General features: G+C 53.6%; 16 protein-coding genes and 1 tRNA gene. 5 read left to right on the top strand and 12 right to left on the bottom strand.

Going from position 1 to position 21675, the window contains the following annotated elements:
* Positions 1-19 precede the first annotated feature (19 nt).
* Positions 20-1129: a pyridoxal phosphate-dependent aminotransferase gene (locus tag K7H08_RS03985; RefSeq protein WP_120385738.1), complete on the top strand. Its 1110-nt coding sequence runs from the start codon at positions 20-22 to the stop codon at positions 1127-1129.
* Between the two features lie 47 nt (positions 1130-1176).
* Here the strand turns inward: K7H08_RS03985 and K7H08_RS03980 are convergent, their stop codons facing one another.
* From K7H08_RS03980 to K7H08_RS03930, 11 genes are all read right to left on the bottom strand, one after another.
* Positions 1177-2133, bottom strand: coding sequence for a branched-chain amino acid transaminase (locus tag K7H08_RS03980; protein WP_120385739.1), 957 nt, complete (start codon positions 2131-2133; stop codon positions 1177-1179).
* The gene (locus K7H08_RS03975) at positions 2130-3236 is read right to left on the bottom strand and encodes a class II histone deacetylase (protein WP_231657265.1); all 1107 of its coding nucleotides are present in this window, start codon (positions 3234-3236) and stop codon (positions 2130-2132) included. Before K7H08_RS03975 ends, K7H08_RS03980 begins: the two co-directional genes overlap by 4 nt.
* Positions 3237-3246: 10 nt before the next feature.
* Positions 3247-4296, bottom strand: coding sequence for a histone deacetylase family protein (locus K7H08_RS03970; protein ID WP_095602692.1), 1050 nt, complete (start codon positions 4294-4296; stop codon positions 3247-3249).
* Between the two features lie 18 nt (positions 4297-4314).
* Complete coding sequence (locus K7H08_RS03965) at positions 4315-5589, bottom strand: TRAP transporter large permease (RefSeq protein WP_038481516.1); 1275 nt, start codon at positions 5587-5589, stop codon at positions 4315-4317.
* The gene (locus K7H08_RS03960) at positions 5586-6131 is read right to left on the bottom strand and encodes a TRAP transporter small permease (RefSeq protein ID WP_038481514.1); all 546 of its coding nucleotides are present in this window, start codon (positions 6129-6131) and stop codon (positions 5586-5588) included. The genes K7H08_RS03965 and K7H08_RS03960 overlap by 4 nt, the downstream gene beginning before the upstream one ends.
* Before the next feature lie 57 nt (positions 6132-6188).
* Complete coding sequence (dctP, locus tag K7H08_RS03955) at positions 6189-7262, bottom strand: TRAP transporter substrate-binding protein DctP (RefSeq protein WP_231657264.1); 1074 nt, start codon at positions 7260-7262, stop codon at positions 6189-6191.
* Positions 7263-7436: 174 nt separating this feature from the next.
* Positions 7437-8372, bottom strand: coding sequence for an ornithine cyclodeaminase family protein (locus K7H08_RS03950; RefSeq protein WP_231657263.1), 936 nt, complete (start codon positions 8370-8372; stop codon positions 7437-7439).
* A 1-nt stretch (position 8373) separates the two neighbouring features.
* Complete coding sequence (locus K7H08_RS03945) at positions 8374-8730, bottom strand: RidA family protein (protein ID WP_095602695.1); 357 nt, start codon at positions 8728-8730, stop codon at positions 8374-8376.
* Between the two features lie 130 nt (positions 8731-8860).
* Positions 8861-9628, bottom strand: a complete 768-nt coding sequence (locus K7H08_RS03940; protein WP_231657262.1) for a helix-turn-helix transcriptional regulator — start codon at positions 9626-9628, stop codon at positions 8861-8863.
* A gap of 196 nt (positions 9629-9824) precedes the next feature.
* On the bottom strand, positions 9825-16280 hold the full coding sequence (locus K7H08_RS03935; protein ID WP_231657261.1) for a calcium-binding protein: 6456 nt from the start codon (positions 16278-16280) through the stop codon (positions 9825-9827).
* Positions 16281-16682: 402 nt separating this feature from the next.
* Positions 16683-17606, bottom strand: coding sequence for a LysR family transcriptional regulator (locus K7H08_RS03930; protein ID WP_231657260.1), 924 nt, complete (start codon positions 17604-17606; stop codon positions 16683-16685).
* A 109-nt stretch (positions 17607-17715) separates the two neighbouring features.
* On the opposite strand from K7H08_RS03930, the gene K7H08_RS03925 reads away from it, so the two are divergent.
* Entirely contained in the window at positions 17716-18699 is a 984-nt protein-coding gene (locus K7H08_RS03925; protein ID WP_120385745.1) for an MBL fold metallo-hydrolase, read from the top strand.
* A 148-nt stretch (positions 18700-18847) separates the two neighbouring features.
* Here the strand turns inward: K7H08_RS03925 and K7H08_RS03920 are convergent.
* Positions 18848-18934 (bottom strand) — tRNA-Leu (locus tag K7H08_RS03920).
* A gap of 113 nt (positions 18935-19047) precedes the next feature.
* Here K7H08_RS03920 and queA point away from each other — a divergent pair.
* The 3 genes from queA to yajC all read left to right on the top strand — a co-directional run bounded on the left by queA (position 19048) and on the right by yajC (position 21660).
* Complete coding sequence (queA, locus tag K7H08_RS03915) at positions 19048-20079, top strand: tRNA preQ1(34) S-adenosylmethionine ribosyltransferase-isomerase QueA (RefSeq protein WP_120385746.1); 1032 nt, start codon at positions 19048-19050, stop codon at positions 20077-20079.
* A 64-nt stretch (positions 20080-20143) separates the two neighbouring features.
* Positions 20144-21262, top strand: coding sequence for a tRNA guanosine(34) transglycosylase Tgt (gene tgt / locus K7H08_RS03910; RefSeq protein WP_089039134.1), 1119 nt, complete (start codon positions 20144-20146; stop codon positions 21260-21262).
* A gap of 71 nt (positions 21263-21333) precedes the next feature.
* Positions 21334-21660 (top strand): preprotein translocase subunit YajC, encoded by a 327-nt coding sequence (gene yajC / locus K7H08_RS03905; RefSeq protein ID WP_038481485.1) that lies wholly within the window; start codon positions 21334-21336, stop codon positions 21658-21660.
* Positions 21661-21675: the final 15 nt, after the last annotated feature.

The following is a 21675-nucleotide window of genomic DNA, read 5'->3' as shown; positions in this document are numbered from 1 at the left end:
TCACTATTAGGATATCGATATGCCCTCCTACCCCCATCATCTTACTGGTGAAGGTCCCCTTAATCCGTTTCCTGGGATTAAAGTTTTGGAGCGCCGCATTGGCCGCGAAATCCCTCATCGATTGGGCTCTAATGAAGGGCTGGACATGCCCCATCGTGCGCTACGTGAACATTTTGGCGATGCTGTCGCCGAGCATGTGTATTGTTACGGCGATGCGGAAGCTCTCGGCGTTCGCCAGCGGCTTAGCGCCCAGCAGGGCATACCGCTCGATCACCTGCTGGTAGATGCCGGCGCCGATAGCCTAATCGCGTTAGCGCTACGCACCACTTGCACACCGGGCGACACCGTGGTTAGTACGGCGGGCACTTACCCAACCTTTGGTTACTTTGCGAAAGGCCAGGGTTGCCACTTAGTAGAACCTAGCTATGTTGAAGCCCCTGGCCTACTGGCCCCTGATTTGGAAGCGTTAGCGGCGGCAGCACACCAGGAAAATGCCCAGCTGGTTTATTTAGCCAACCCCGATAACCCTAGCGGCCATCTGCATAGCGACAGTGCCATTCTCAAGCTGCGCGACGCACTGCCGGACACCTGCTGGCTGCTGCTGGATGAGGCGTATGGCGATTTTCGTGATGACGCCAACAGTGACTTCGCTGCCAAGGCACTTCCAGGTGTCATTCGCCTACGCACTCTGTCAAAAGCCCACGGTTTAGCAGGCTTACGCATTGGCTATGCGATTGCTGACCCTGATGTGCTCGCCTTGATGATGAAGGTGCGCATTCACTACGCGGTATCCACCTTTACCCAGGCAGCCGCAGAAATCGTGCTCGATCACCCAGCTGAAGTCCACCAACATATTGCGGAAGTAAAAGCACGCAGGGAACAGTTAGCGGCTCATTTCCAAGCACTGGGTGCCGACGTACTGCCTAGCGCCACCAACTTTATCGGCATTCGCTTACCAACTGCCGAACTGGCCGAGCGGGTAAACCGTGAGCTACTGGAAGCAGGCCGTTTAATCGCCCGCCCCACTCACCCAGCGCTTGGTCATGTCTTACGCATCACCGCCGTCGCGGATGCTCTGGAGCCAGGGCAGCTGGCGATTCTTGAGCAGGCCATTAAAGAGAATGCCTGACGGCTGTCAGGCATTCTTCAAACGTTAGCGAATAGCGGGCAATAAACCTAAGCGGGCGTTAACCAGTGCTTGAACGCGGCCAGCTCGCCACGCACCGCTTGGCGATACAGGCGCTTCAAGCGCGCGGTCACACTGTCGTCCGGTATCGGCGCGTCGACAGCCGGCGCACCCGCCCTTACCCCGATGCGGCGGCCATCCAGTTCACGCAGAGGAAGAATTTCCGCAGCGGTACCGGTTAAGAACGCTTCATCAGCGGTATACAGCTCATCGCGAGTGATGCGCCGTTCGCGCACTTCAATGCCCAGCGCCTCGCGGGCTAACTGGATCACGCTGTCGCGGGTGATGCCCTGCAAGCAGGACGTTACTTCAGGCGTGTGCAGTACACCATCGCGCAATAAGAAAACATTAGCGGCGGATGCTTCGGCCACATAGCCTTCCGGATCGAGCATGATGGTTTCATCAAACCCTGCTTTCACGGCGGTATTCAGCGCCAGCATCGAATTCACATAATGACCGCTGGTCTTGGCACGGCACAGGCTGATATTGACGTGGTGGCGCGCCCAGGAAGACGTCAGCGCACGTAACCCACAGCGAGTTGCCTGCGGCGACAGATACGGCCCAAGGTCCCAGGCAGCAATCATCACATGGGTGCTTAATCCTTTGGCCCGTAGGCCAAGGCCTTCCGCGCCAAGAAAAACCGTTGGCTTGAGATAAGCGTTCGTTAGCTGATTTTTACGCAGGCACTCCTGCTGAGCTTCGATCAGCGCCTCTTCGCTAAAAGCGATCGGAATATCTAAGGAGTGGGCGCTCTCTGCTAAGCGGCGGGTATGCTCAGCCACGCGAAACAGTGCCGCTCCTTGCTCCCCTTCATAGGCGCGCACACCCTCAAAGCAGCCCATTCCATAGTGCAGCGTATGGGTAAACACATGAACCTTGGCCTCTCGCCACGCCAGCCATTCACCATCCTGCCAAATCCAGCCATCACGATCATAAAGCGGTGTCATTGCGTAACTTGCTCCCACTGTTGGCGCCAGCCGTCGACTAGCGCTTGCTGGTGCGGTTGTAAGGCTTGATATCCCCAGGCAGCAATTTCATCGTTTTGCGGGTCGGGGACACTAATGGTGCTACCTGCCAAGGTTTGAATAACGCTATGTCCGCATAGCGGTACATAGCCTTCTGAGTAACCACCTTCATGGACGAAGACTAGCTTCCCCTGACAGCAACGGGCGGCAAGCGCCTTTAGTTGTGCGGTCATTTCGGCAAACGCCGCACTGTTGAGCAGCATCTTACCTAGCGGGTCTTTGGCACAGGCATCATAGCCACAGGCCACTACGATTAAGTCTGGGTTAAACGCTTCCAGTGCTGGCAACACCAGCGACTCCATCGCATAGCGATAAGCGCCCAAACCACAGCCCGGCGGCAGCGGTAGGTTAAGATTCGCCCCTAGCCCTTCGCCTTCTCCCTGCTCTTCAAAACTGCCTGTATCAAGGGGATAGTTCGCGGCTTGGTGAACGGAAACGGTGAACACCTCAGGCTCGGCGTAAAACGCCGACTGCTGGCTATTACCGTGGTGCACGTCCCAATCAAGAATCGCTACCCGCTTCACTTGCCCCAAGGCTCGGGCACGCATCACCGCTACCGGGATATTACCCAGCAAACAGAAACCACGCCCCTGATCTGCCTCGGCGTGATGCCCCGGAGGGCGGCAAAGTGCATAAGCGTTATTAACATGCCCAAGCGCCACGTCCTCTACCGCTGCGACGGCAAGCCCCGCGGAGTGCCTTGCGGCGGCCCAGCTACCAGGTTTAAAGGGCGCGCAGTCACCGCCATTGCCACCGCCACTCGCATCGGCTTCCGCAAGCATTTGCAGATAACGTGGGGTGTGAAAGCGCAGCAGGTCTTCCTGCGCGACAACGGGTGGTTTGACCACCCTCAGTTCATCTATCAGACCGCTGACTTCAAGAATATTCTTCAGTCGCCGCTTGCTTTCGGGGCTTTCCGAAGCAGGCTGCGGCTGCAGAAATTCACCGGAAGCAGAAAAAACACCAATTGCCCCCTGGTCGTGCCAAAAGCAGCGTTCGTGCCAGTAAAACCCTGTCTTACTCATTGAGCGTCTCTCAACTTCTCTGATAACCGCGCATAAAGGCGGCAAGGTTAGCGCTTAGCTGCTCAGTCGGATAGCCGCCCTCTTGAATCACCACGGTGGGCTGCGACAAACCGCTCAACAGCTCACCCAATGCCACAAAGGCTTCGGTTTCCACGCTTAACCCGGCAAGCGGATCATCCTTGTGGACATCCAGCCCCAAAGACACCACGACCGCCTCTGGCTGGTAACGGTTTAGTTGCTCAATCAGCGTGGCCACCGCGTTAAGATAGGTCTCGCCATCACTGCCCAATGGCAAAGGCAAGTTGACGTTGGCACCTTCACCCTCTTCGCACCCTATCTCGTCCACGCCCCCCCAGAAGAAGGGATAAAAAACGCTTGGGTCGACGTGTACAGAGCCAGTCCAGACATCCCCGCGGGAGTAGAAAATATCCTGAGTACCATTACCGTGATGCAAATCCACGTCAATGATCGCTACTTTGGCAAATTTCTCACGCAGCACGCTGGCAGCCAGAGCAGCGTTATTCAACAAACAGAAGCCCCCCGCGTTATCCGGCCCCGCGTGATGACCCGGTGGGCGGCATAAGGCATAAGCGCGAGGGGGATAGGTGAGCGATGCACCACTCATCACTTCCTCCGCTGCAGCCACGGCTGTCGCAGCCGAGGCTAATGCTCCTTGGAAGCTTGTTTCGCTTAAAGGGCAGGCCATATCGTGCAAATGCCAGCCCGCCTGGCCAACGGGGTGGCTCGGGTAGTGGCTCGCACCACCACAGGGGTGAACGTTCGGTGCCACCAGCGCCGCTGCATTAGGCAGTGCTTGCCAACGCTCATAAATCGTTTCCAAAAAGCGTAAATAGCGCGGCGTATGAATCTGCTCAAGACGTTTACGCAGCATCGGCGAGTCAGTTTCACTAGGTGCCGTCAGGCTCAAACCAGCCGCGGCCAACCCTTTGCTTAGCAGCTCAGCGCGCACCGGCCCTTCCGGTGATGGTGCTGGCTGTCCACGCAGCAGAAAGGTCGGCGGCGCATGGTAGTCCTGGTCAGGGTGGTAGAAGCACTTCATGTGTTGCACATCCGCCTTTTAAAGTAGTGAGGGAATCCAGGTTGAAAGCGCTGGAAATGCCGCTAACAGCACAATAACGCCAATAAAAGCCACATAAAATGGTAGTGATGCCACAATGGCCCGCTCATAAGGCACTTCGGCTATTCGGGCCGCCGTCATCAGCGTCATCCCTACTGGGGGAGTCACATTGGAAACGTTAAGCACCACAATCATCAATATGGCGAAATGCAGCGGGTCAAAACCCAGCTGAATCATGGCTGGCACAAGTACGGGCGCAACCACTACGAGCGCAGGTAACACGTCCATTACCGTACCAATCACCAACAGTAGTAAGCACACCAGCATTAACTGTAGGAAGGCGGCATCACTGAAGGTGGTAATAAGCCCGGCAGCGTCTCTGGCAATCCCTGAGCGTGTTACAAACCAGCCCAGTACCGCCGAGGTGGCAAGCAAGAAAAACACCACCCCAGAGAAGCGTACGGTCACGACCAGCGCATCCCAAATTTTTCGCCAAGTGAGATTCCGATAAAATACGACGCCAATCACGATGGCATACACCGCCGCAAACCCAGAGGCTTCAGTGATGGTGGTTAAGCCCGACAGAATGCCACCCAGAATAATCAGCGGCACCACCATGGCAGGCAGCGCAACCACAAACGACATCAGCGCTACTTTAAACGGCGTGGGCGCCTGTTTGGGATAACCCCGTTTCCAGGCTAGGAAAAAGCTCACGCCGAGCAGCGCTAAAGCCATCAACAGCCCAGGTACAATGCCACCCGCGAAAAGGTCGATCACCGAAATATCACGCAGCAACGTTGCATACACCACCATCACCACACTGGGTGGAATAATCGGCCCAATAATCGATGAACACGCCGTAACGGCGGCCGCGTACTCGGCGTCGTAGCCCTGCTTTTTCATTTCGGGAATCATGATTTTGCCGATTGCCACGGTGTCAGTAACAGCGGCACCGGTTAACCCGGCAAAAAACACCGATACCGAAATATTGACGTGGGAAAGTGCACCACGAACACGGCCAAATAACGAATTATTAAACGCAATCAGCTTATGGGTTAGTCCGCCCTGATTCATTAGTTCGGCGGTAAAAATAAAATAAGGCACCGCAATTAACAGAAACCCAGAGACCCCTGAAAACATTCGGTCAGCAATGATGCCGAGCATGCGTTCTCCACCCAGGGAGAAACCACCAGCCAGCCCGGACATGGCCATGACGACCGCCACGGGAGCCCCAATAAACAGCAACAGCACAAATACAATAATCGTAGGCGTCATGGTCGGGTCTCCCCTTCAGAACTCTCAAGAAGCTCATCGATCACCTCATGCTCGCTTGTAAAGTGCTCAAGCAGTGCAAAGCCATGAACGAGATGCAGCAACATAATCAGGCCGCTGATAGGAACAACAATGGCCGTCACTTTGCTAGGAATGCGGATTTGATCCGACACCATGTAGACCTGAGTCGCGTTGGTGAAGTAGCCCCAGCCATACCAAGTAAGCATGAGTGCAAATAAGCCGAGGACTGCCAGACACATCACCGCCGCTATTTTCACCATGATTTTGGGCAGGCTACGCACTAGCAGCGTCATCGCTACATGCTCGCCATAGCGAAGTGAAATGGTCATGGAGAGAAAGCCTATCCATGGCAAAAAAAGCCGAGCCAGTGAATAGGTCCAGCTCAGCGTGCTGCCGGTAAACAGCTTGTAGAGAAAGGCGGTAAAAGAAATACCCAACATCGATAAAATACAGCCAACGCACAATACAATCGCCGCCTGATTGATGTGATCGCTTAGGCGGCGTAACGGGGGTAAAACGCTCATGGTGATTCCTCACGCTGAGGCAGCCTTTCTACCCCAGCGTTTGTCCGTCGCTAAGTCTTACTGGCCGTATATGCGCAGATCATCATCTGCAAGCTGCTGACCAACCCGCTCGACTTCGTCAAGTAGCCCCTGCACTCGGGCTTCATCCATACCGAAGTCATCGACAATCCACTCTTTCCAAGCGGGTCGAGCAACCTCTGCCATGCGTTCCCGCTCGGCATCAGGCATCAGGTAGCAAGCTTCAAAACGTTCGCAGGACTCTACCCAACTGGCGGTGGCAAGCGCACCAGACATACCGTGGCTCAGTTGAATCGCTTCGCGGGCAGAGCTGATTAACGCCTGTTGATGCGTTTCCGGTAGCGACTGATACCAGGATTCACTGACGACCCAAGGAGCACTGTTGTACACATGCCCTGTCAGGGTGGTGTAGTCCGTTACCGCATCAAAGTTGAACGTGGTATTCAGCACAGGAGCGTTGAACTGGCCATCCGCTAGCCCCGTTTCAAGGGCAGTAATCAGCTCACCCCAAGGGAGGGGCGTGGCAGAAGCACCAAGTGAGCGCATGATAGCCACGTGAGCGGGGTTCTCTTCGGTACGGATATTGAGCCCTTCGAGATCCTCCATGGTCTCAATCAAGCGCACGTTGTTAGTGAAGGCCACAAAACCACCGCCATCATCGAACGTACCTAAGTAGCGCATATTGGCATCTTCAACGGTGCCGAACATGAAGTCAGCAAACCATTCGCTGTCAAAGAAGCTCCACGCTTGGCGCCAGCTGGTAAACAAGAAGGGTGCCGTTACCGCTTGGTAGTCGCCATAAAACGACGACATTGCACCCGCTGACATAATGGTCGATTGCAGGGTACGACCACCCTGCACTTCTGAGCCGTTTTCTACTTCAGAACCTAACTGACCACCACCAAAAATAGAGACCTCAAGGTCTCCATCGGTGCGCGCTTCCACAAGGTTTTTGAAATGCACCAGGGCAGGATAGATTTCGTTATTCTTCATATCCTCTGGAAGCTGTGTGGCGATGACCATTTCATAGGACTGCGCCTGGGCGGTGGCACTGGCAATAGCCAGTGGCAGAGCCGCCATGGCAGCGAATAAAAAAGACTGTGTAGGTTTCATAACTTACCTCGTTTTGGTTATTAGCTGGTTTGCGTTATGACTGGCGTTTCCACTCGTAAGCGATCGTTTTATTATCGTTATTGTTAAAGCCGTAGAAGGCGAACGTGACGGCTCCCTGTTAGCTACTCGGCTCCCTGTTAGCTACTCGGCTCTCTGTTAGTTACTGGCTGTTAGCTACTGGTTAATGGCCTCCCACACTTCAATGGCCGCGGCTAAGTCTTCAAGCGATGCGCCAACTGACTTAAACAGCGTGATGGCCTCTGCAGAGCGCCGACCTGGCTTAGTTCCCGCAAGCACCTCAGCAAGCTCTGCCTTGATATCCTCGAAACGGAACGCGCCTTCATCGATTGCCTGAAGAATATCGCCGGCTTCGCCCTTAGCCCCTGCATAGGTGTCCACAAATACGACAGATCGACGCAGGCACTCAGCATCGGTTTCGCGCATTTGGGGGCGGAAGGCGCCGATAAGGTCAACATGCGTGCCCGGTGTTAACCACTCACCTTTAATTAGCGGCTCTATGGAGAGCGTGACGCAGCTGACAATATCAGCCTGTACAACCGCGTCTTGCAGATCACTAACGACCTGGGTGTCAAATCGGTCGGCATAGGCCTCGGCGATAGCAGAAGCCTTTTCAGGGTTCCTGCCCCACACCAACACACGTTTGATTGGTCGAATGCTGGCATGGGCTTCAATGACCATAGGGGCCAACTTGCCAGTTCCCACCACCAATAGCGTTTCCGCCGCCTCGTTGGCTAGTGCTTGTGCCGCCAAGGCAGAGGCAGCAGCTGTGCGGCGGCGCGTTAGTTCGCTACCATCAATGCACGCTAGTGGTTGGCCGTGTTTACCTTCACTAAGCAAATACAGCCCTGAAATAGCAGGAATATTGTGCTGGGCGTTCTGAGGAAAGACGTTGACCATTTTGACGCCGATATAGCCTGCTGGCTCCCAGGCAGGCATCAGCAGCATGGTGGCTTCACCGTCGGGGCGATGCATCGCGTGATGATGGCGTGGCGGAGATTCAACGCCGTTCACAAAGGTGGTATGTAGCCGCTTAATCAAACCTTCCCAGGTTAGATAGCGTTCCACTTCCGCCGCAGACACAACCCGCATATCAAGCCTCCGGCAGCGCAGCAACAACCATGATTTCTACTTTCCACTCCGGCTTGGCAAGCTTGGCTTCAATCGCTGCACGTACAGGCGGGCGTCCAGGCACTACCCAGGCATCCCAAGCAGCATTCATTTGGTCAAACTCGGCCATGCTGGTGACCCAAATTTGCGCCGAGATAAGCTGCTCTTTCGAGGTGCCTGCCTGGGCTAACAGTTGGTCAATGCGCGCGAGCACTTGCTCGGTCTGGCCACGCATATCAGCCGTTGCATCGCTGGGCACTTGGCCAGCGAGATAAACGGTGCCGTTGTGAATCGCGACTTGGCTCATGCGGGCATTGCTGTCTTGATAGGTAACGCTCATGGTGTCTCTCCAAGGAAAATGAGGTTCCTCTTGAGACTACGATGATGATGAGCGGCGTGCTTGCCCGAAACTCTGGCAAATTTGCCCGTAAGTGTTGTAACTCATCGAGCAATGATTTCTGTTTGCCAAGCTAACGGTCTGAGGAGGGGGCAATCTCAAAGTAACGCCGATAGGCGCGAGAAAAGCTTCCTTGGTCGCGGAAGCCAACCAGCATGGCAATATGGCCAAGGCTTAGTGCGCTGTGCCGAACCAGCGTACGAGCGTGTTCAAGCCGTCTGCGCTGAACATATGCTAATGGCGTCACACCGGTTAGGTCACGAAAACAGGCATGAAAATGCCCAGGGCTTAGCGCACATAATGCGGCTAATTGCTCAACCCGAATATCGTCCGCCAAGTGCTGATCCAGCCACGCATCCAGCCTTTCCAGGTCAAGCCGTTCGCTGATACAGCGAACACCGATCTGGTCAGCAACTTGCTTCGGCTCATCTTGAAGGTACATATACAGCGCTCGAAGCAGCAGCACGGCAATTTCATTTTGCAGCGCGGGGCACTGCTCCAACTGGTTCGCTAAGGCATGGGTCAGCTGATTAAGCGCCGGAGGTACGGTAAAAAAACGTGGTTTGTCGAATAGCCGCTCGATTTCACTGCCTTTTTCCAACACCGCCAAGTGCTTAACAGGAATGTCCAACACCAGCGTGCGGTTACTGCCATCGCCTTGGTACTCATGGTGTCGAGAAGACGGGATCAAGCAGCCACGGCGTGCCGTGACACGCTCGCTCTGCCCTTCCATAGCAAGCTCAGTCACGCCACACGTTGCCAGAATTAACTGGTGAAAATCGTGTGAGTGGGATACCTGTTCGGGGGCTAAATTACGGTTATGCAGCTCAAACTGGACCATGGACGTACCGTTTGGTTCTACGTTGACGATTGCACTATAAAACGGCTGACCATAGAAAAGCGAGAGAACGCTAACGCTTGGCTAACGCTCTCTTTTTGCGTAAAGCAATTTAACTAATGGCTAGTTACAGATAACTACGCTGATCTGTAAAAAGCGGTAGCTGCTAAGCTAGTCCAGTACCGCTTTGGCAATGTCATTAGGTCATCGTGTTGTAATTGGTATTCCAGTTAACGTTGTCAAAGTCGCCAAGATTAATAGCCTCGAACGACGCTAGCGTGTCTGTATCAAACGCACTGTTTGAGAGTGCTTCCACACGCTGCAGCAGCGCATCATCGGCGATGTCTGGCGTATTGCCATCTCCGGCTAAGAGATACACCACGTCACCGGTTTCCAGGCCAAGTTGATCAAGCCAATCAACACCGCTTTCAAATTCAGCGGTCGTGAACACGGCGAAGGCGTCATTAACGTCTAGCGCTTGCACCTCTTCGCTGATCACAAGTCCAGTCCCCTCGCCGCGCAGTGCTGCGAACTCATCGGCGGTCAGGTCAACGCGTAACTCGTCAGCACCTGGCACATCACCGACGCGGAAGTCGGTGATGCTCATCACCTCGCCACCAGGCTGACCATCCACCGTAAAGGTTTGGGCAAGTTGATCAATGCTTCCTCCGACTTCAGCACCCGGCTGATGCTCGTAGCCATTGACCGTAAAGGCAATATTCAGATCCTGCTCATCGTCACTGTTAAGCGGGTCATCAATGACGACAATGCTTGCGGCATCATCGACTAGAAAATCAGCAGGAACCCCACCATTGCCTGCGACATTAAGGGTGTAGATATTGCTGTAGGTATCCTGCACTACCCATGAGGTTAGCGAGGAGAGAGGCACGTCGTTATTTACCGCGCCGTCCAGCAGTGTACTGGCGGTATCAAATAGCTCCTTCGCCGCGCGAACATCCAACAATCCAGCATCAAAAAATGCGCTTTGATCGGTCTCTAACGCGTAATTTTCAGGGATGCTTCCCCCGCTGATAGAGCGCTGTACCAGATCCGCTAGGGGGTAAGACACCGTTAGCCCTGTTTGGTCAAAGTTCTTTAGCTCGCTGAGCACTTCAAAATCTTGATAACCGATCTCATCAGTATTGACGCGTACACTGCTCGCCGCTAATAGTACGTCACTATCGATAGCGTCCATGAGCTGCTGGACACTATCTTCCACCACCCAGTTCAGCAACGTTTCGCGGTCCAGCTCAGCGGCATTGTTGGCACCTGCCATAATGGAGGCGACGGTGGCTAGCAGTTGCTCACCTTCCGCGACGGTTAACGAGGAGGCATCAAAAAGCTGGTCAGCCAGCACTTGGTAGCTACCCGGGCGCTCATCGGTGCTGGCAGGCAATACCTCTCCGGCATTTATTACGGCAACCGCTTCTTGTAAGGAGTAACCCACTTCCACGCTATCGAGCGTCACATTGCCTAGCGCGACAAACGCCTCGTACTGCTCGGCGCTCAGGAGCTCATCAGCTCCCAACTCCAAGCCGATAGTAGTAGCGCCCGTTACCCACGCTTCATCACTCGCCGCTAATAAATCATCCGCCTGAGCCCTGGTAATACTCCACGTTTGCAGCACTTCCACACTGACATCACGGCTGTTTAGCGCACCATCGACAATTGCCTGAACCGACTGATATCGGGCTTGTGCATCAGCAACCGTAGCAAGTGAGAAATTGGGTAGCTCACCACTGTTTGGGGAGATTTCATAGCTATTGGCAATGCTTTCAATCTGATTCAGCGTTAAGTTACTGGTTAAGATAAATCGCACGGGCGTATCGCCAAGCTCAAAATTATCTAACCGTTGTAAACGCTGTAAATCAGCAATCGCTAGAATGTCGTTATTAACTGATACCTGCTCTGCGCCAGTGATATGCAACGGGAATTCAGTGCCAGCCTGAGCCTCTAGCAAGGCAGCTGCCGTATCAACAACCGTCCATTTCAGTAGTGCATTTACTGCTGGCGTGGGCCCATTGGCATTTGCCAGTGCAGATAGTGCTTTATCCACCAACGGTTTAACGTCAGCAGCGGTGAAGGTACCCACGGACAGCTCTTCATCAGCAATGCGATAACCCACACTGTTATCGCTTGGATCTTTATTGAGACTTTCAACACCCTCTTCGTCAATGATCTCTAATGCTTCTTCTAGGGTATACAGCACCTCAATGGGGTCATCGGCATACTGATAGTTACCTAGGGTCGTCAACGACTGATATTGCGCGTAGGTGATTTGATCATCCGTAATCGTGACATTGCCAGCCAGCGTTACGTGGCTCTGATTGATCGCACGAATAACGTTGTCAGCTGTGTCGCTTACCGTCCAGTCAAACAGGGTTTGAACGGTTTCATTGTTATTTTCAAGACCGTTAGCCGCTTCCAATACCGTGCGGATATTTGCCAAGGTGTCGGCGGAGTCTACGACAGTTAAGGTTTCCACCCTGGCTGTCGTGTCATCTAGCAGACTAAAACGCCCTGCTGGTGCGAGCAGATCGGCCTCTTCGGCACGCAGCGCATCGCTAATATCGGCATAGGTTACTGCGGTCGTATCACCTAAGCTAAAGTTGTTCAGCGTCGTATCCAAACGCTCATATTGTGCTGCGGTTAAGGTGAGGTTAGTGACTTGAATGGTATCCGCAAGCTGCAACCCTTCAGGGAGATTAGCCCTTAACTGCGCCTGGATATTAGTGTAGCTATCAAGCACGCTCCAGGTATAAACGCTGCCGAGGTTCGGCGCGTTTTCGGCGCTATCTAGCAGTTGGCGCACAGCGGCCAGATCATTAATAGCAGACTGTGCAGTCAATGGCTGCGGGGCAAATAACGCGCCAGTACTGATGATGTAATTAGCCACGACATCGTCGATACCGACGCTAAACGCCTGTGCTAGCGTGTACTCCACCTGCTCGTCGCCACGCAGGTAGCCGACATTATCGCTTTCAATCGCTAACAGCGCATTGTATTCGCCGATGCTAATCGTTGGGTCGGTGACACGAAGTTCGTCAGCAAGGGCGATATGCAATGCACCCTGCTCAACGGCTAAAATCGCCTCAGCAGTATCATTAATCACCCAGTTGAATAGCTCGTCAGCGTCTAGCCCATCGGCGTTATTGGCGCCGCTTATTATGTCTTCAACACGAGCAAGCTCAGAACTAGCACCAGCAACGCTGAGCTCTCCTGGGCTGTAAACATCTGGTGCAATTTGATAGTTGTCCGCTAGTTCAATGTCGGTACTGATAGCACCTTCTAAGGTATAGCGAACAACCGTGGCGGCCAGTTCAAAGTTTTCTAACATGGCCAAGCGTTCGTACTGGGATTGATTAATTCCTACATTGGCGACACGCACCTGATCCGCCAACATCACGTGATCTTCAGCAATATCACCAATGATAGTATTGGCGTTATCGACCACTACCCAGCTAAATGGCAGGTTTTCGCTCAGTTCAGCACTATTTTCAGCGTTTTTCGCCAACTCGACGACCTGGGTATACGCGTCACGTGCGTCTTCCACGGTGACTTCGCCAGCCTCACGAATCGCCTCTAGATTGATCGCATAATTATTGAGCAGCGAATCACTATTGTCAGCAGCAATGGCGCTTGAAAGGGTGTACTCAACGGTTTCTCCGCTGCGTACGTAATTGCTCTGAAGTCCTGTTAGGGCTTCATACTGTGCCAAGGTAATCACACCATCGCTAACGTTGACGGCATTGGCACGCAGTAAATGGGCAACATCACCCGCATCCAAAATAGCGTCAACCGTATCAAGCACTGTCCAGTTGAAGAGTTGATCGACATTGGGCGTTTCTGGGTTCAGCGCATTCGCCAGAATGTTTTCTACGGTCGCGAGCGTATCTTCTGCTTCCAACACACTAACACTGCCCGCATTAAAGGGCGGCTGTTGGGCGATTTCGTAGTTATCGGCAAGCACGTCAGCAGCGATTGCTTGTGCCAGGGTGTAGCCTACAACGGTGTCGCCTAGCTGGAAGTTATCCAGCGTATTAAGCTGGTCAAACTCATCAACGGTTATAGCACGGTCACTAATCGTGACGGGGTTAGCGCCAGCGACGTGGCCATCGTTGATATCCGCAATAATGGCACTAGCACTATCACTGACGGCCCATTGAAATAGCGTCAGTGGCGGTTGATTGTTGGCACCTTCCAAAACACGCGAAACATCGGCAAAGGCTGAAGCGGCTTGTGCGACGGTCACGGTACCGACATTAAGAGGAGCATCGAGATCAATGATGTAGTTGCTGGCCAGCGGTGCTGCATCAAGAGCTTGTGCAAGCGTATAGCCTACTTCTGTGGCACCTAGCTCGAAATTGCTCAGCGCATCGAGCTGCTTAAATTGCTCTGGCGTAATGACGGCTTCTGTGACACTGACACGGCGGGCCTCATTAAGCTGCGGGTCAGCACTGGAAGCGTTTATCACGTTGTCAAAACTATCGAGGATGGTCCAGTTCAACAACATCTCACGTGTTAAACCATCATCCCCAGTGTTCAGCGCGCGATCCGTTAACAGCCGTGTTTCATCAATAAGCTCTGCCGCTTCACGCAGGCTTAATTCATTATTAACAAACGGCGTTTCTGGATCTAACGTGTAGTTTGCGGGCATTTCTGCCGTTTTCAGCGCCTCTTCAAGCGTGTAAGGCACCACGGTGCTGCCAAGCACAAAGTTATCCAGCGTATTCAAGTCTGCGAACTGGTCCGGCCGGATCGTTTCATCCGTTAGCGTAACGCGCTCAGCACCTAAAACGGCGGGGCGCTCCAAACCGCCAGTCACCAACACATCTTCGACGCTAGCGCGAATTGACCAAGTGTAAATGTCGGAAAGCTCGATAGGCGCCGTTCCAACATCGTAATCACCTGCTAAGATCTTCTCCACCAGCGCCAAGCGGTCGGCGGCAACGGTCAATCCCAACGTACCCGCAGAGAACGCCTGATCAGGGTTGATCAAGTACTGAGAGGGCAAGTCTCCTTTTTGCGCAAGATTAACCGCGGTTTGAAGCGTGAGATAAGGAAGATCAGCGCGAACATCAATCGTATTAGAAAGATCGCTGTTGGGGTTTTGAACCGCTTGTTGAGCATCGCGAAGTGGGTTGCTGTCGCCGTCCCGATAAGCATCAAGATTAACGTCTGCCCCGGCGTTATCAATAGCGTCTAGCGCTTGTTTTACCTGGCCGGCAATAGAAGGCAGCCCTAATGCATCAGCCATTTGCTGATTGGTCAGCTCACGCCCCGCTTCATTGGCTTGATTGAGTGCGTTGGCAAGTAGTGAAAGCGCGTCGCTACTGCTAATGCCCGCACTGTCGGCCATCGCTAGCAAGCCAGCAACTTTAACACCCGCGACAAGCAACTCAACGCTAGCGGATTGATCGCCCAGTGGATCGGTAGTCAGCAAATCAACGCGTTCATCTAATCCCAATGCAGTTTTAATGACACTTTGTGATGTGGCGTCGTTAATATCGAACTGCGCTGATAACTGAACCATCATGGTGGTCAACGGCGTGATCACCGTGGCATCTTCTGGCGCTCGCAACACCCCGTTGAACGGCAGCCCAGTGGCAATATCAACGCCACCTGTGGCCGTCAAGATACCGCTGCCCTGCAGGCCACTGAAGAAACCGCTATTGTCGGTTTCCACTTGATTAGCATTGACGGCACGAGTAACGGTGGCACCAGCAATATAGCCATCAATCACATAGCCGCTGGTCGTAGTTGGTTCTGGTGCAGGCGGTGTTGAGGAATCACCACCTCCCCCGCCGCCGCCGCCACCTGCTGCGGCCGCACCTAACGCCAACGCCCCACCACCGAGGTAAAGCCAGGGAGGAATATCGCCAAAAGAGCTAACTGGGGTGCTGCTACCGCTTGTGGCATTTGCATTACTTGGCGTGGTTTCGCTGCCGCTAACGCTAGGTGAAAAAGACGCACTAGGCACAAAGAGCAGCGTGCCAAAGTCAGTGCTTTCTGCCACACCTTGCTGCAACGCACTGCTCGGGCTGATTAACAAAAGATCACCCTGTTGAACCACGGCGCCACGCTCCACGAGCAACAGCGAGCCATCTGCGCGGGTAATCATTACATTACCATCAGGCAACAGCTCCCAGGTCTGCACATTGGGCAACTGGCTTAACGGCACAAGAAGGCCGCTGTCGGCATCCAACTTTTCCATGAGCGCTGTGATATCGACCACCACACGGCCGCCCTCAAGTTCAACATCGGCAGCCGCTAGATAAATACGTTGGCCGTTATCCATTACCAATGTCAGGCTGCCATTAGGCTGGCGAATAACCTCATCAACCCCTTGCAGGTCATTAACAGCGACCATGTCATCAGCCATCGCCTGCTGAGCCATCAGCGGCAGTACTAGCGTTGCCGCCATTCCACCACGCTTCAACACTTTTTGGTTTTTCGCCATCCAACGGCGAACGAAAGCAAGGCGTGCCTGCGGATCAGTCGGTATTTCTATGCGCGCCACACCCTCTTGGGTGTCAGCGAACGCTTGCCAGTCGCCCTGTGAGTCCACTGAACTCACCCTGACGCCATTGAGCAGGTGGCCGTTCATCACGCCAGGCTGGGTCGACTTAAGAATATCGGCTGATGATATCGCCATTGAGCACTTCTCCACTGAAAGTTCGCAGGCGCTTGGCGCCTAATCGTTTTTATATCTGGTTGGCGTATATCGCCCACACGCCTGCACGTACACTGTGCTTATCAGACGCATTAGAAAAATAGGCCTAAGTATTCCACAAAGAAGTATTAGCCAAACCCTGAAAAAGGCTGGTTATATAGCGGTAACAGAGCATTAGACGCATCGCCACCACTGAAACGCGGTAGCACGCAATGGAATCAGCCGAAAAGAACGGCCAGATGAAAAGAGATCGTAAAAAGCAGACTTCCCCCCCCTCATTAGCTCTCAGCCCGCTGCGATATGCTTTTGGGGAAGCGAATGTCGGCTTTTCAATGGGAGCTGTATTCAGCAAGCTTTCATGAATTACTATGCAGTAATGGCCAATTAACTCCGAGAGATATCGTCAATCACTAACCTGATTTGATCTCGCAACCAACTCAGTCCGACATCCTTGTCCGTCCATATCGCCCAATTCATAGTTACCGGTGGGAAATTAAGTGAAATCGGCATTTCACAAAATGCAAGCCCGAATAACGGTGCATACTGCACGGCAATCCTTCTAGGCACTGTTGCCACGACAGGTGCATTGCGTGCTGCAGCAAGCAGCGGCATAAAATCAGGCGCCGCTAAGATGACATTGAGCTCTATTCCCAATGCTTCCAAAGCATCACCAACACAGCCCGCGACATTTGCCGTCTGGGACAGAACAGCATGCCGTGCGCCAAGATAATCGTCACGCGATAATGGCGGTACCAATCGACAGAGATCGGCATTAAAGCAGCATGCTATGTTAGATTCGAACAGGATCTCTCCTAGATGACGAGACTGTTTACAGCCAATAGCCAAATCAATTTCGCCCGAATCCATCATCATATCCACTGTTTCGACCGTAATCGCACGGCTTAGCAGCCGAACCCCCGGTGCCGTTGATTGCAACCGATCCATCAAGGCAGGTAGCAGAACCATCTCCATTTCACTGGCAATACCCACCCGAAAAATCCGGTCTGCTGTTTGCGGCTCAAAACTATCCGATGACTGAAGCGCATTTTGCGCCTGTGTCAACGCTACTCGCACCGGCCCAGCCAGCGCTCGGGCTTTGGCCGTTGGCTGCATTTTCTGCCCGACACGAACGAAAAGATCGTCCTGCAATAACATCCGCAGTGTCGATAAATTATGACTCATTGCCGACTGACCAATACGGAGTTTCTCGGCAGATTTGGTGACACTCAGCTCTTGCATCATTGCGTCAAACGCGACCATAAGATTGAGGTCGAAGGAGCGTAAATTGAAATGATCAATATTATCCATGATTGGCATCGATTTGATTGCTGACCAATGGGAATATACCTTTTCCTCATGGCGTTACAAACCGCCGGTTGAATTCTGGCCTGTTGATTGATTGAGAGAGGGTGTTTTTATGCTGTCACGCAGAGATATGCTTAAAGGTTCGCTTGCTGCTATGGCCGTTGGTGCAGCCGCCAGCACCGTTTTCATCCCATTACACGCTGCAGCCAGTGCACCGCTAGTTGGCACGCAGGCGCCAGGCTATTACCGCTTAATGGTGGGTGATGTCGAAGTCACCGCACTCTCGGATGGTACGGGCCTGTTTCCGATCGCCGACCTTTACCTGAATATCACCCCCGAACAGGCTCGCACAGCACTTGCCAATGCGTTTCAAGGCACGCCAACCCATCTGTCAGTTAATGCCTATCTGCTGAATTTCGGTGATCGGCTGATTCTTCTGGATGCAGGAACCGGTGATCTGATGGGCCCAGCCTTGGGCAAACTGACAAGCAATATCATCGCATCGGGCTATCATCCCGATCAGATCGATGATGTGGTAATTACCCACATTCACCCCGACCATGTCGGTGGACTTGTCCTGAATGGCAACAAAGTGTTTGCCAACGCGATGGTCCATGTACCAAAACTGGATGCGGAGTATTGGCTTAGTGCCGAAAATCGTGACAAGGCCCCAGACGACGCCAAGCAGTTCTTTGATCAGGCGGTCTCGTCAACCAAGCCCTATATCGACAGCGACACGCTTAGAACCTACGACACGGATATGCCAGCCATTCCAGGCGTGATTAATTCAACCCATCGCCCAGGCCATACCCCTGGTCACAGTGCCTTATGGTTTGAAAGCAAAGGCGAAAAATTCGTCTACTGGGGCGATATCACGCATGGCGATGTCATTCAATTCGACGAACCAGGCGTGGCGATTGCCTTTGATGTTGACCCGGACCAGGCTGTCATCACTCGCGAAGCGGCCTTTGCCGAAGCGGTAGCGGAGAAGTACATGGTAGCTGGTTGCCATATCGCATTCCCAGGCATCGGATACGTGGTCGAAGACAGCACGATGTTTGACTGGGTGCCCGTCAATTATCGCGCAGACGTCTGATCTATAGCCATTATTTGCCCATGCACGACAAACGATTGGACGGCGCTGGGCAATGCGGTCACTGCTAAATAATTGCGATCATGCCCTAACCACAACGGTAAACAGACACAAAAAAGGGCTTAGCGATAAATCGCTAAGCCCTTGAATTTGGTGCCGGTGGCCAGACTCGAACTGGCACACCCGTAAAGGCGGCGGATTTTGAATCCGCTGCGTCTACCAATTCCGCCACACCGGCAATGGCTGCGCATTATACGTAGATAACCTCACAGGTCAATCACATTGACTGACTTTATCTATCTAAAGCGCTATCCTATGCCGCCTGTTTGACCACTGATAAGAGCCATTTCCATGCAGCGCGCGGATTTTCATTTCGAGCTACCCGACGAGCTAATTGCTCGCTACCCTTCTGAGCAGCGCAGCGACTGCCGTTTGCTATGCGTGGATGGCCAGAGCGGCGCGCTTGAGCATCGCCGGTTTCCTGATTTATTTGAACTACTCGAACCCGGCGACTTGCTGGTATTCAATGATACGCGCGTCATTCCAGCACGCCTGCACGGCCACAAAGCTAGCGGCGGTAAAGTAGAAATGCTGCTGGAGCGCCCGTTGGATAGCCACCGTGGTTTGGCGCATATTCGTTCGAGCAAATCGCCCAAGCCAGGCACCGAGTTGATCTTTGAAGGCGACATTCATGCGGTGGTTGAAGGCCGCCGCGATGCACTGTTTGAGCTGCGCTTTTTAGGCGACACACCAATGATTGCGCTGCTTGAAAAGCACGGCCATATGCCACTGCCGCCCTATATCACCCGTGACGATGAGCTGAGTGATCGGGAACGCTATCAAACCGTGTATGCCCGCCGCGACGGTGCAGTAGCAGCGCCTACCGCGGGGCTTCACTTTGACCAACCGTTGCTGGATGCCCTGGCCGAGAAAGGCGTTAACAGTGCCTTTGTGACCTTGCACGTCGGCGCTGGCACCTTTCAGCCAGTACGCGTCGACAACATCCTTGAACACCATATGCATAGCGAGTGGATTGAGGTGTCTGAGACCGCCTGTCAACAAGTGCGTGACACTCAGGCTGCGGGGAAACGGGTCATTGCCGTCGGCACTACCAGCGTGCGCTGCTTAGAAAGCGCTTGCCTGAAAAGTAGCGACGGCCAGATCGCCCCCTACAGCGGCGACACCGATATCTTTATCTACCCTGGCTACGAATGGCGCTGTGTGGATGCTCTGATAACTAATTTCCACCTGCCCGAGTCGACCCTGTTGATGCTGGTCTCTGCATTTGCCGGCTATGACCACATGATGCGGGCATACCGCACGGCAGTTGACGAGCGCTACGCGTTCTTTAGTTATGGCGATGCCATGCTGCTGACCCGCTAAACACGATACGTCCAGCGCCTTAACCGATTATTGACGAGTTATTTAGATGCGAAACGAATGTTTTATGCGCTTTGAGCGCCTAGCCGACGATGGCCGTGCGCGCCGGGGGCGCCTGCACTTCCCCCGCGGCACTGTCGAAACCCCGGCCTTTATGCCGGTAGGTACCTACGGCACGGTGAAGGGCATGACACCAGACTCCGTGAAAGAGATTGGCGCAGAAATCATTCTCGGCAACACCTTTCACCTATGGCTGCGCCCAGGCACCGACGTAATTGAAGCCCATGGCGACTTGCATGATTTTGCCCAATGGGACAAACCTATCCTGACCGATTCCGGCGGTTTTCAGGTTTTTTCCTTAGGCGAAATGCGCAAAATTACCGAGCAAGGCGTTCACTTCCGTTCACCGGTCGATGGCAGCAAGGTGTTCATGGGGCCGGAAGAATCCATGGCCGTGCAGCGCTCGTTGGGCTCTGACGTGGTGATGATCTTCGACGAGTGCACACCGTACCCAGCCACCTTTGAAGAAGCCGAAAAATCCATGGAGCTTTCGCTACGTTGGGCGAAACGCTCACGCGATGCTCATGGGGATTCACCTTCAGCGCTGTTCGGCATTATTCAAGGCGGCATGCACCCTGAACTTCGCGAACGCTCACTAAAAGGGCTGCTCGAGATTGGCTTTGATGGCTTGGCCATTGGCGGTCTGTCGGTAGGCGAACCCAAAGAAGAGATGATCAAGGTGCTTGATTATCTACCGACGTGGATGCCGGACGACACCCCTCGCTACCTGATGGGCGTTGGCAAACCAGAAGACTTGGTAGAAGGCGTACGTCGCGGTGTCGACATGTTCGATTGCGTGATGCCTACCCGTAATGCGCGCAACGGCCACCTGTTTACCTCAGAGGGTACGGTCAAGATCCGTAACGCCAAGCACCGCTTCGATACCCAACCGCTTGATGCCGAGTGTGACTGCTATACCTGTAAGAATTTCTCACGGGGCTACTTGCACCACCTGGATCGTTGTAACGAAATGCTGGGTTCCATGCTCAATACCATCCATAACTTACGCTACTACCAGCGGGTAATGGCTGATTTGCGCGCGGCAATCGAAGCGGGTACATTGACGACCTTTGTGGAAGGCTTTTATGCCCAGCGCGGCCTGCCAGTGCCTCCCCTAGCGAATTAATCGCCATCCGCCATTGGCGGGTGGTTTAATCGGTTCACCCATTGAGTTTTCTAACCCAGGAGTTCTCTGCAATGCTGGATTTCTTCATCTCACCAGCCCATGCCCAAGAAGCCGCTGCCGGCGGTGGCATCGCGCAAATTGTCATGCTGGTTGGTTTTGTGCTGATTTTTTACTTCCTGCTGTGGCGCCCCCAGGCAAAGCGCGCTAAGCAGCACAAACAGCTGGTTACTGGCTTGGCCAAAGGCGATGAAGTCGTCATCGGTGGCGGTCTTGTTGGTCGTGTTACCAAAGTTAGTGATGAGTTCCTAACGCTGGAAGTTTCTGAAGGCACCGAAGTTAACGTGCAGAAAAATGCCGTTGCTGCCGTACTTCCTAAAGGCACTATTAAGTCCATCTAACGCCTGCATCTCCCC

It is taken from the genome of Halomonas sp. IOP_6 (assembly GCF_021151565.1).
Lineage (GTDB): Bacteria > Pseudomonadota > Gammaproteobacteria > Pseudomonadales > Halomonadaceae > Vreelandella > Vreelandella alkaliphila.
This window is presented reverse-complemented; position numbering and strand designations above follow the sequence as displayed.

Bases quoted from the DNA above. Each gene is read 5' to 3' on its own strand.
- K7H08_RS03985 (WP_120385738.1), top strand. From the start codon at position 20: ATGCCCTCCTACCCCCATCATCTTACTGGTGAAGGTCCCCTTAATCCG.
- K7H08_RS03980 (WP_120385739.1), bottom strand. From the start codon at position 2,133: ATGACACCGCTTTATGATCGTGATGGCTGGATTTGGCAGGATGGTGAA.
- K7H08_RS03975 (WP_231657265.1), bottom strand. From the start codon at position 3,236: ATGAGTAAGACAGGGTTTTACTGGCACGAACGCTGCTTTTGGCACGAC.
- K7H08_RS03970 (WP_095602692.1), bottom strand. From the start codon at position 4,296: ATGAAGTGCTTCTACCACCCTGACCAGGACTACCATGCGCCGCCGACC.
- K7H08_RS03965 (WP_038481516.1), bottom strand. From the start codon at position 5,589: ATGACGCCTACGATTATTGTATTTGTGCTGTTGCTGTTTATTGGGGCT.
- K7H08_RS03960 (WP_038481514.1), bottom strand. From the start codon at position 6,131: ATGAGCGTTTTACCCCCGTTACGCCGCCTAAGCGATCACATCAATCAG.
- dctP (WP_231657264.1), bottom strand. From the start codon at position 7,262: ATGAAACCTACACAGTCTTTTTTATTCGCTGCCATGGCGGCTCTGCCA.
- K7H08_RS03950 (WP_231657263.1), bottom strand. From the start codon at position 8,372: ATGCGGGTTGTGTCTGCGGCGGAAGTGGAACGCTATCTAACCTGGGAA.
- K7H08_RS03945 (WP_095602695.1), bottom strand. From the start codon at position 8,730: ATGAGCGTTACCTATCAAGACAGCAATGCCCGCATGAGCCAAGTCGCG.
- K7H08_RS03940 (WP_231657262.1), bottom strand. From the start codon at position 9,628: ATGGTCCAGTTTGAGCTGCATAACCGTAATTTAGCCCCCGAACAGGTA.
- K7H08_RS03935 (WP_231657261.1), bottom strand. From the start codon at position 16,280: ATGGCGATATCATCAGCCGATATTCTTAAGTCGACCCAGCCTGGCGTG.
- K7H08_RS03930 (WP_231657260.1), bottom strand. From the start codon at position 17,606: ATGGATAATATTGATCATTTCAATTTACGCTCCTTCGACCTCAATCTT.
- K7H08_RS03925 (WP_120385745.1), top strand. From the start codon at position 17,716: ATGCTGTCACGCAGAGATATGCTTAAAGGTTCGCTTGCTGCTATGGCC.
- queA (WP_120385746.1), top strand. From the start codon at position 19,048: ATGCAGCGCGCGGATTTTCATTTCGAGCTACCCGACGAGCTAATTGCT.
- tgt (WP_089039134.1), top strand. From the start codon at position 20,144: ATGCGCTTTGAGCGCCTAGCCGACGATGGCCGTGCGCGCCGGGGGCGC.
- yajC (WP_038481485.1), top strand. From the start codon at position 21,334: ATGCTGGATTTCTTCATCTCACCAGCCCATGCCCAAGAAGCCGCTGCC.